Source organism: Streptomyces sp. P17, from assembly GCF_032436805.1.
Classification (GTDB): domain Bacteria; phylum Actinomycetota; class Actinomycetes; order Streptomycetales; family Streptomycetaceae; genus Streptomyces.
Window position 1 is genome coordinate 1 of the sequence record NZ_JAVRBF010000365.1, and the last position, 415, is coordinate 415.

Here is a 415-nt window from a genome sequence, read left to right on the forward strand (position 1 = left end):
GTGTACCGGGCGGATCACCCCACCATTGATAAGCGGATGGCGGCACGGGAGCCGGAGCGAATCGAGATCAACCTGCCAGGCAGTCACCTGGAAGCGTTGCTGTACTTCGTGGCCAGTCGGATGTTCAACCCGGTGGGTGGCCATGTGGAGAGCCACGAGGGGAACAACTATGCCCGGAAGTACGAGATGGAGTGTCGCAACCTGGAGAACGGGGGAATGCAAATCACCGAGCACCAGGAGCAGACGAAATTTGAGCGTAATGGCTGGGTGTAGCATGAAAAAAGGCCCCGATTGGGGCCTTTCCCTTCTGCGTTACCTCCCGGTAAGTAAGAAGCTGCAGTCGTTTCGTTTAGCTGCGACGAGATAGTGGGCCAGGTACAGCCCGATCACCTCCTTAGTTGGAATCTACAATTAC

General features: G+C 56.4%; 1 protein-coding gene. It reads left to right on the forward strand.

Features of this window, described 5'->3' with window-relative positions; genetic code table 11:
• Positions 1-273, forward strand: a 273-nt coding sequence (locus tag RMT89_RS41310; RefSeq protein ID WP_315888897.1) for a hypothetical protein, incomplete at its 5' end; no start/stop codon positions are given.
• Positions 274-415: the final 142 nt, after the last annotated feature.